Source organism: Amycolatopsis sp. NPDC054798 (genome assembly GCF_053611505.1).
On sequence record NZ_JBSHAM010000173.1, the window covers coordinates 1 to 9,918 of the forward strand.

A 9,918-nucleotide genomic window follows, 5' to 3' on the forward strand; every position below is an offset into this window, starting at 1 on the left:
CCCTGAGGGAATCTGATTCCCTCAGGGGGCCCCTCACGGACATCGCCTTGCGAAACCGGGGCGGCGACGCAGGCCGTAAGCCGCGGTGAACGCGACCTTCGCGTTGGTGTGCCGCCCACGGCAGCTCCGCGGTGCGGTGCTGGACCGCCAAAGCCCGGCAGGCGTCCCGAAAAGTCAGGCCGCCGTCCACCTCGGCCTGGGTCAGCCCGGTCAGCTCCGTGCAGAACGGGCTCACCGCGGACCGGGCCGGGCGGACCAGGATCCGGTGCTTGGCCAGCCGCTCACCGACCCGCAGATCGACCACCGTGAGCCCGATTCCGACGATCTCGCTGACCTGGCCGGGCGGCGGCTGCTTCTCCCAGCAGGTCGCTTCGAAACTCGGCCGAGGCACCCGAGTTTCCGCACCGTCCTATATGGATAGTCCACTCACTCCTCGGCCAGCGCGTCCCGCCGCAACGCCGTGAACAACTCCTCCGCCCGCTCCCGATCCCGGGCCGCAGCGGCAGCCTCGCCTCGGCGCTCCGAAAGCCCGGCATGCGCAGCACTCACCCGGGCAAGCAGGTACGGCGAAGCCATCCGCTCAGCCAGCGAACGCGCCTCCTCCAGGCTTTCCTCCGCCGAGGAAAGCACTCCACGACGAAGGAAAGCGAGCCCCTGCACGCGGAAAGCGTCCGTGCGGGCGAGGATGTGGTCGATGTGTTCCGTACAGGCGACAGCCTCCGCGGCGGTCTCCCCTGCGGCGATCGGATCGCCAGCGGCCAGTTGCGCTTCCGCGAGGAACGGCAAAGCGTCGGTCATCTGCCAGCTGCGCTCCCCTTGCAGCGCAAGCAAAGGCAGCAAACGACCCACACCCCGCTCAGGGCGTCCCGCGCGCACGTCGTTCTCCGCCAGTTGCGCCGACGCGTTGCAGATGATGTCGGCATTGTCGCTTTCGCGGCCCAGCTGAATGCCCTTCGTCAGGTCGTCCGCTGCCGCGTCATAGCGACCGCAGGCTGACCACAAACCACCGCGACCGATGAGAGCCATCGCGCCGCACATCGGCGACCTTCCGTGTCCCGCCAGTTCCAATGCCTGGCTGAACCGCCGTCGCGCGTCGCCCCAGCGGCCGACGTAGACCGCGCTCGCGCCGACGTTGCACACCGCCCGGCTGAGCAGTTCCCGGTCGCCGAGTTCTTCGGCCAGCCGCAGGATCCGCTCGAACTGCCGGTCGGCCCTGGCCAGTTCGCCGCGGTAGTGGTGCAGCACCGCGACTCCGGTCAGCGCGCGGACGACGATCTCCCGGTCACCGCACAGCTCCGCGGTCGCGGCGGCGGTGTGCAGATCGGTCAGTGCTTCCGCGTTACGGCCGAGCAGGCGCGCTGCCAGGCCGCGACGCAGGTAACCGCCCGCCAGACCGTGCTCGTCTCCCACTGCCTCGGCGGCGGCGATCGCGGCGGAGGACACCTCGACGGACTCTTGGTAGCGCGTGCTCTGGTAGAGGTTGGCGGCGCGAGCCAGCCGCAACTGTACGGCCGATCCGCCGGGCCGGTCCTCGGTCAGCGTCGGCGCGATCCGGGCCAGGCCCTCGCGCGGAGTGCCGCGCTGGTAGTGCAGGTAGCCGATCCGGGCGATGACCAGGCGTTGCCGTTCCTCGTCGCCTTCCTTGCGGTACACCAAAAGCGCGCGTTCGGCGGCGGCGAGCGCGGCGTCGTACCGGCCAGCCGCGGCGAGCGCGTCCGCCCAGGCTTCCGCCGCTTCGGCGACGGCGGTCTGCGAATCGGTGCGGTCGAGCAGGTCGACCAGCGCGCCCAGGTGCTGGGCAGCCGTGTCGTGCGCGGCTTGCCTGCTGGCTTTTTCCGCGGCGTGCCGCAACGTCTGCGCGGCCCGTTCGGTGTCCTGCGCGTGTGTGTAGTGGTAGGCCGCCGCCGCGCCGCCCAGCGCCTCGGCGAGCCTGCGGTGCAGCACGTGCCGGCGGCTCGGCGGCAGGTCTCCGTTCATCACCTCGGCGACCAGTTCGTGGGTGAGCCGGACGCCCTCGGCGTTCTCGTCCAGCAGCCGCGCGGTGTGCGCGGGAGCCAGCACTTCGGACAGTTCGGCCGGATCCAGCCCGGCGGCCGCGGCCAGCACGTCCGGGTCCATCCGCTGCTGTCCCACCGCGAGCAGGGTCAGCACCTCCGCGGTGCGTTCGGGCAGCGAGCCCAGCTGCCGCCGCACCGCGTGCGCGAGGCCCCACGGCAGTTCGGCGGGCGGTTTGCCGGACCGGCCCAGCACGTGTCCCAGCTGGACCAGGAACAACGGGAGCCCGCCGGCCAGCCGCAGCACCCGTTCTCGGGCGGACTGTCCCACCTCAGTCCCGGCGCTGTGGTGCAACAGCTCCGTCGCGTCGTCGTCCGCGAGCGGGGCCAGCGAATGCTGGACAAGCAAGCCTTTTCGGTACAAATCGAGCAGCGTGTCAGCCAGCGGCTCGGCCTCGGCGATTTCGGTGTCGCGATAGGCCGCGAGGAAGCGGACGCGGTCCGGCCGGACGTCCTGCACGAGCGAAGCCAGCAGCGCCAGCCCGTCCGGACCGGCCCATTGCAGATCGTCCAGGATCACGAGCACACCGCGGCGCCGCGCGAGCGTGTCGAGGAATTTGGCGGCTTCGGCGAACATCAGCCAGCGGGGCGGAACCGGTTCGGCGGTGCGCTGTTCGGGCAGCAGGAACGCCAGGCCAGGTCCGGCGGGATGCTCGGCCGCGTGCCGGGCGAACGCCTCGGAGAGCGGTGCGTACGGCTCTCCGCCGTGCCGCGAGCACGCCGTGGAAAGCACCACCGTGCCCCGGGCTTCGGCCAGGGTCGCGGCTTCGGACAGCAGGCGGGTCTTGCCGATGCCGGTCTGTCCGGCGAAGACCAGAAACGGCCTGCCGGTGCCCGAAATGTGCTTGTCCAGCAAGGCGTGTTCTTCGGTGCGGCCGATGAGATCCGGTGCCGGCCGGGGCGGCGGGACCGGGTGGTCCGGCGGACGCTGCCTGCCGCGCCGGGCGGCCGCCAGCAGTTCGGCGCGGCCGTCCTCGGGCAGCGCGAGACCGTCGGCGAGGAGCTGCACGGTGACCCGCCGCGGATGCCGCTGCCCGCGTTCCAGATTCCCCACGCCGCGGGTGCTCAGCCCGCAGCGCTGTGCCAGTTGTTCCTGCGTCAGCCCGGCTGCCCGGCGCAACCGGACCAGCGTCCGGTCGAACGTTTCCGTCGCGCCGTCCGGCATGTCCCGCACCTCCCGCCGGTCCATCGTCGCTCGCCCCGGGGCGCGGAACATCCTCCGAAGGTCGGGTTCCGTTCGGCACAACGGCCGGTTGTGCCGGTTGTTCCTGGTTCCTCCCCGCCCCGGTGAAATCCAATGGCGGCACCGCTTTTCGCCCGTCTTCCGGGCAGCGGCGTACGAGGAAGGACGCGATGATGCGTGCAGGAATGACCTTGAGACGGCTGGCCGCCGCCGGAGCCGCGCTCGCACTGGGAGCGGGCGTCGCGGCGCTCTCGGCCCCGGCCGCCGACGCCGGACCGCAGCTGAGCCCCGCGTCGTGTGCCAACGCCCCCGAGGGCTACGCGAAATGCCAGGCCGTGCAGCTGGTTTCGTCAGGTGCGCGCCCGGCGAGCGCGATGAGCCCGGCCGACCTGCAGAAGGCTTACGGAGTCGCCGGGATGAAGAGCGGCGGCACCACCGTCGCGATCGTCGACGCCTTCGACGACCCCGGCATCGAAAAGGACCTCAACGACTACCGGTCGCACTGGAATCTGGGTGCCTGTACCAAGGCGAACGGCTGCCTGACCGTGGTCGGCCAGGACGGCACGAGCACGCTTCCGTCCAAGACCGACTCGGGCTGGGCGACCGAGATGGCCATCGACGTCGACGCGGTCAGCGCGCTCTGCCCCGACTGCAAGATCCTGCTGGTGGAGGGCAACAGCAACGAGGACAGCGACCTCGCGGCGGCCGTCGACAGCGCGGTCCGGCTCGGCGCGAAGATCGTGTCCAACAGCTACGCCGACCACGAAAGCGCGATCCCCTCGGACGCCGAGCAGCACTACAACCACCCGGGCGTCGCCATCCTCGGCGCCACCGGCGACTGGGGCAGCGAAAGCGGTTCGCAGGCCGAATACCCGGCCACCTCGCCCGAGGTGATCGCGGTCGGCGGCACCACGCTGACCGCTTCCGGCAGCGGATACTCCGAAACCGCGTGGAACAAGACCGGCAGCGGCTGTTCGAGCAAGTTCAGCAAACCCGCGTACCAGAACGGGATCAGCACCGCCTGCGACAATCGGGCCACTTCGGACATTTCGGCCGACGCGGATCCCAACACCGGCATCACGATCTACGTGAACGGCCAGCAGTCGCAGTACGGCGGCACCAGCCTCGCGACCCCGATCGTCGCCGGGATCTGGGCTCTCGCGGGCACGCCGAAGGACGGCGACAACGCCGCGACCTACCCGTACGCGCACCCCGGCGACTTCACCGACGTCACCTCGGGCAGCAACGGCAGCTGCGGCACCGTGATCTGCAACGCGGGCACCGGCTGGGACGGCCCGACCGGGCTCGGCACCCCGCGCGGCGTCACCGGCCTGACCCCCGGCGGCGGCTCCAACGGCAAGCTGAGCGTCAGCAACCCGGGCAACCAGAACAGCGTGGTGGGCAAGGCGGTTTCGCTGAAGGTCACCGCCTCCGGCGGCACCTCGCCCTACACCTACAAGGCGGACGGCCTCCCGGCCGGACTGTCCATCGACGGCAAGACCGGTTCCATCACCGGCACGCCGAGCACCGCGGGCACCAGCAACGTGACAGTGACGGCCACTGATTCCGCCGGGGCGACCGCGCAGGCTCCGTTCACCTGGACCGTCACGACTGCTCCGGTGGGCAAACTGACCGCGAAGTTCGCCACCGACTACGACTACGGGTTCGGCGCCTTCGCGCACTTCACGATCACCAACACCGGTTCCTCGGCGGCGAACGGCTGGACGCTGTCGTTCGACCTGCCCTCGAACGAATCGCTGTCGACGACGAACCCGGGCACCGCGTCCGGCTCCACCGGGCACGTCGTGATCACCGGCCAGGACACCATCCCGGCCAGCGGCAGCCTCACCCTGTCGCAGATCTACCAGGTGTCGAGCGGCGCGTTCACCGCTCCAGCCAACGTTTCCGTCTCCTGATCCGGCAGCCGCCGTGCCGTCGCTTCGCGCGCGGCACGGCGGTTTTCCGTCAGTCCAGTTCCCCTCAGTCCAGGCAGAACTCGTTGCCCTCGACGTCCTGCATCGGGATGCAGGACTCGTTCACGCCGTCGGCGACCAGCACCTGCACCACCGACGCCCCCAGCGCCGTCAGCCGTTCGGCCTCGGCCTTCAGGGCCGCGAGGCGTTCCTCGCCCACGAGACCGGTGCCCACGCGAATGTCGAGATGCACCCGGTTCTTCACCACCCGGCCTTCGGGCACGCGCTGGAAGTACAGCCGCGGCCCGACTCCCGTGGGATCGACACAGGCCGCCCACGAGCCCTGCTCCTCGGGCGGCTGGGTCCGGTCGAACTCGGCCCAGTCGGCGAATCCTTCCGGCGGCGGCGGTTCGACGTACCCCAGCGCCTCGCACCAGAAGCGGGCGACCCGCGCGGGTTCCGCGCAGTCGAAAGTGACCTGGAACTGTTTGACTGACCCCATGCGCTCACCCTACCGGCGGGCGGCGGCCAGCGCCGGGTCCCGCCCGGCGGCGAGGTCGTCCGGGTCGTAAACCGGGACCGGAAGGTCGGGGCTGATGCCGGTGCCGTCGTAGCTGCGGCCGTGCGGATCGAGGTATTCCTCGTTCGGCAGCGCCACCTTCCAGCCTGGCTTCGGCAGAGTCCGCTCCAGCATGTCCGAGAAAGCGCCCTGAGTGGACTGTCCGATCAGGACTGGCCGCGGGTTCCGGTTCAACAATGCCTGCAGGAACGTCTCTCCCGCGGAAACGTCCAGGCTGCCGGTCAGTACCGTCAACGGCCCGGTGTAGCGCGGCACGACGGCGGGCTGCACGAAGAACGGTTGCGGCACAGTGAATCGTGTTGGGTCGTCCGGGTCGTTGCGGGCCCGTTTGGCGTAGGCGAAGTGCGGGACATCGGTCAGCCGGGCGGCGACCTGCAAGCCGAGCGGGTCGTCTCCGCCGCCGTTGACGCGGAGGTCGAGGATCAAGCCGCGCAAGGCGTGCACCCGGCCGGCGGTGAAGATCTCGTCCAGCGCTGTCGCCAGTACCTTGCTGCTGGCGGCGAAAGTGTCGGCATAGTCGTGAAATCCGCTTATGCGCAGATACCCGAGGCTGTTCGGCAGATCCGCGTAGGCGATGGCTCCGTCGGCCCAGCGCTGGATCCGCTGGATCGGCACGCCGAGGTTCTCGTCGGCTACGGCGATCATGCGCGGAACGGTCGTTTTCAGGTCCGGGGTGCCCGGCCGAGGCGAAGAGCAATGCTGGTTTGCGGCAAGCAGACCGACGTGAGCGTCGTGCAACGGACGGATCAGTCCACATAGGACGTCGAAGAGCCGTTCCGGGTGCGCGGCGATCTCGCGGCGGGCAGCGTCTCCTTCGGACTTCCAGTCGACGCCTTTCGCCCGGAAAAACGGGTAGTTCTCGGCAAAAGTGCGCCAGAAGACGTCGAACAGTTCCACGGACGGAGCCTGACACGCGGGCGGCAACCCGCCAGGGACCCGGCGCAACGACCGCACGCCCAGGTTGTTGTCGTAACTCATCCGACCCGGCCGGATGGTGACGACCGAGCCTTCGTTCGTCGAAAACCTTGTTCCGTCGCCGGTTCCGGAAAGCGTGCCGGGCAGGCAGCTGACCCCGGTGACGTCGTAGGTCGTCAGCTTGCCGCCGGACACTTGGACCAGCTGCCCGTAGCCGTCGGTCCGCCACACACCGTCCACAGTGGAATTCGGGAAGACGGCCACCGAGAGCATCGTCAAGCCCGCCAGGAAGATTCGCACGAGCCGAGGGTAGAAAAAAGCCGGGGGCGCGCGGAATACCGCACGCCCCCGGCACCGTAGTGGGGTTGCCCCTACCCGGGCTCAGCCGAAGAAGACCTCGGCTTCCTGGTACCGCTCCAGCGGAACGGTCTTCAGCTCGGCCGTCGCCTCGGACAGCTTCACGCGGACGATGTCGGTGCCCTTGAGCGCCACCATCACGCCGAAGTCGCCGTCGGCGACCGCGTCCACCGCGTGCAGGCCGAAGCGGGTCGCGAGGACCCGGTCGTACGCGGTCGGGGTGCCGCCGCGCTGGACGTGGCCGAGCACGACCGCGCGCGATTCCTTGCCGGTGCGCTCGGAGATCTCGTCGGCGAGCCAGTTGCCGATGCCGCCGAGCCGGACGTGCCCGAAGGCGTCCTTCTCGCCGGTCAGCAGCTTCTCCTCGCCGCCCTCGGGCAGCGCGCCCTCGGCCACGACGATGATCGGCGCGTACTCCTTCTCGAAGCGGCGCTCGACCCACTGCACGACCTGGTCGACGGAGAACTGCCGTTCCGGAACCAGGATCACGCTCGCGCCGCCGGCCAGGCCGGAGTGCAGCGCGATCCACCCCGCGTGCCGTCCCATGACCTCGATGACCAGCGCCCGGTGGTGCGATTCGGCCGTGGTGTGCAGCCGGTCGATCGCCTCGGTGGCGATGGAGACCGCGGTGTCGAAGCCGAACGTGTAGTCGGTGGCTCCGAGGTCGTTGTCGATCGTCTTGGGCACGCCGACCACGCCGATGCCGTCGTCGGTCAGCCGCTTGGCGACGCCGAGGGTGTCCTCGCCGCCGATCGCGATCAGCGCGTCGACACCCTGGTCGGCGAGCACCTCGCGGATCTTGTCGACGCCGCCGTCGACCTTGTACGGGTTCGTCCGCGACGACCGCAGGATGGTGCCCCCGCGGGTGAGGATGTCCTCGACGTCGGCGAGGCCGAGCGGCCGGCTGTCGCCGGTCAGCGGGCCCTGCCAGCCGTTGCGGAAGCCGACGAACTCCCAGCCGTGCACCTCGACGCCCTTGCGGACCACCGCGCGGATGACCGCGTTCAGGCCGGGGCAGTCGCCGCCCCCCGTCAGCACACCGACACGCATCTGTTGCCTCCGTCTTCCTCGCAGGGAGAGTGCAGTCACAGTCCGAGGACAGCGTAGCGGCTCGGATCTGGATCGGTGCAGGGCGGACCACCTGCCGAATCGGTCCTGGCAGAGCCTGTTCAGCGGTGTGTTACCTTGGGGCCGTGCAGCGCTATTTCTGGTTTACGAAGCCGGCCCCGGGTGGGCACGGCGGCGTGAACCTGCGCTGACCTCCACCCCGAGCCGGATCTCGAACCGGCTCGGCGAGTCCCCCGCGGGTCGGTGTCCACCAGGAAGGAACCACCCGCTCATGAGCACCCGCCTCGTCGCCGCCCCCGCTGACGCGAGCACGCTGGACAACCGCCGCACCACGTCGGTCAGTCCCCTCATTTCGCCCGCCCTGCTGCGCGAAGACCATCCCGTGGACGCCGCGGTCGCGAAAGTCGTGCAAAACGGCCGCGCGGAAACCGTCGACATCCTCGACGGCCGGGACGACCGCCTCGCCGTGATCGTCGGCCCGTGCTCGGTCCACGACCCCGAAGCCGCCCTCGACTACGCCCGCCGCCTGGCCGCCAAGGCCGAGTCGCTGCGCGAGGACCTGCACATCGTGATGCGGGTGTACTTCGAAAAGCCGCGCACCACGCTGGGCTGGAAGGGCCTGATCAACGACCCGGACCTGGACGGCACCTTCGCGGTCAACAAGGGCCTGCGCCTGGCCCGGAAACTGCTGCTGGACGTCTCCGCCCTCGGCCTGCCGGTCGGCTGCGAATTCCTGGACCCGATCACCCCGCAGTTCATCGCCGACATCGTCACCTGGGGCTCGATCGGCGCGCGCACCGCCGCCAGCCAGGTCCACCGGCAGCTGTGCAGCGCCCTGTCCATGCCAGTCGGCATCAAGAACTCGACGGAAGGCGACATCCAGGTAGCCGTGGACGCCACCCGCGCCGCCGCCGCGTCGCACGTCTTCCCCGGCATCAACGTGGACGGCCTGGCCGCCCTCGTGACCACCTCCGGAAACCCGGACTGCCACGTCATCCTGCGCGGCAGCGCCTCCGGCCCGAACTACGACCCGGCGTCGGTCGAGGAAACCCTCGCGCGCCTGGCGAAATCCGGCCTCCCGGAACGCCTGGTCGTCGACGCGAGCCACGGCAACAGCAACAAAGACCACGTCCGCCAGTCGGAAGTAGTCCGCGACCTGGCCGCCCGAATCGCCGAAGGCGAACGCGGCATCGCCGGCCTGATGCTGGAAAGCAACCTGGTCGGCGGCCGCCAAGACCTGGTGCTGGGCCACTCGTCCGAACTGACCTACGGCCAGTCCATCACCGACGCCTGCATGGACTGGGACACCACCGACACCCTGCTGGACACCCTGGCCTCCGCCGTCCGCACCCGCCGCTGACCCCAGCCCTGCCCTCGCTCGCTGCCGCCGCGGTCCGTGAGGGGAACCCTCACGGACCCAGATTCCCTCAGGGTTCCCCTCACGACCAGCCGATGTCCGTGAGGGGCCCCTTCACAGCCCCAGATTCCCTCAAGGAGCCCTTCACGACCCACTCACCCCCGCACCCAGACCACCCCAATGTGGCATTGGGTGCGTCAGATGCACCCAATGTGGCGTTCGGTGCGTCGCATGCACCCAATGCCACATTGGGGCGCTAGCCCCCGCCCCACGAACCGCAACGCCCCACCCAACCTCACCAAACAGCCACCCAACCGCACCCGCGCACCCACCCCACCAAACACCCAAAGCCCGCGCCCCACCTGCCCAACCCCAGCCCGCGCACACAAACCCACCAGCGCACCCAACCCCGCCAAGGCATCCACACTCCCCCGCACCCCGATACGAAGCCGAAAATGCGGACGGCGGGTGCTTGTCAAGGCATCTTTCCC

7 protein-coding genes are annotated in these 9,918 nt (G+C 70.0%); 2 read left to right on the plus strand and 5 right to left on the minus strand.

What is annotated here, in order from left to right; all coding sequences use genetic code 11:
• On the minus strand, positions 1-391 hold a 391-nt coding region (locus ACWGIC_RS43640), incomplete at its 3' end, for an exonuclease domain-containing protein (protein WP_452081825.1).
• 35 nt (positions 392-426) lie between these two features.
• Entirely contained in the window at positions 427-3,243 is a 2,817-nt protein-coding gene (locus ACWGIC_RS43645) for an ATP-binding protein (RefSeq protein WP_452081826.1), read from the minus strand.
• Positions 3,244-3,407: 164 nt separating this feature from the next.
• Between ACWGIC_RS43645 and ACWGIC_RS43650 the strand changes: the two genes are divergently transcribed.
• Complete coding sequence (locus ACWGIC_RS43650; RefSeq protein WP_452081827.1) at positions 3,408-5,153, plus strand: putative Ig domain-containing protein; 1,746 nt, start codon at positions 3,408-3,410, stop codon at positions 5,151-5,153.
• Positions 5,154-5,217: 64 nt separating this feature from the next.
• Here ACWGIC_RS43650 and ACWGIC_RS43655 read toward each other — a convergent pair whose 3' ends face one another.
• The 3 genes from ACWGIC_RS43655 to ACWGIC_RS43665 all read right to left on the minus strand — a co-directional run bounded on the left by ACWGIC_RS43655 (position 5,218) and on the right by ACWGIC_RS43665 (position 8,052).
• Complete coding sequence (locus ACWGIC_RS43655; protein ID WP_452081828.1) at positions 5,218-5,652, minus strand: VOC family protein; 435 nt, start codon at positions 5,650-5,652, stop codon at positions 5,218-5,220.
• A gap of 9 nt (positions 5,653-5,661) precedes the next feature.
• Positions 5,662-6,945: a S41 family peptidase gene (locus tag ACWGIC_RS43660; RefSeq protein WP_452081829.1), complete on the minus strand. Its 1,284-nt coding sequence runs from the start codon at positions 6,943-6,945 to the stop codon at positions 5,662-5,664.
• Positions 6,946-7,026: 81 nt separating this feature from the next.
• Positions 7,027-8,052: a 6-phosphofructokinase gene (locus tag ACWGIC_RS43665; RefSeq protein WP_452081830.1), complete on the minus strand. Its 1,026-nt coding sequence runs from the start codon at positions 8,050-8,052 to the stop codon at positions 7,027-7,029.
• A 289-nt stretch (positions 8,053-8,341) separates the two neighbouring features.
• Here ACWGIC_RS43665 and ACWGIC_RS43670 point away from each other — a divergent pair, with 289 nt between their 5' ends.
• Complete coding sequence (locus tag ACWGIC_RS43670) at positions 8,342-9,430, plus strand: 3-deoxy-7-phosphoheptulonate synthase (protein WP_452081831.1); 1,089 nt, start codon at positions 8,342-8,344, stop codon at positions 9,428-9,430.
• Positions 9,431-9,918: the final 488 nt, after the last annotated feature.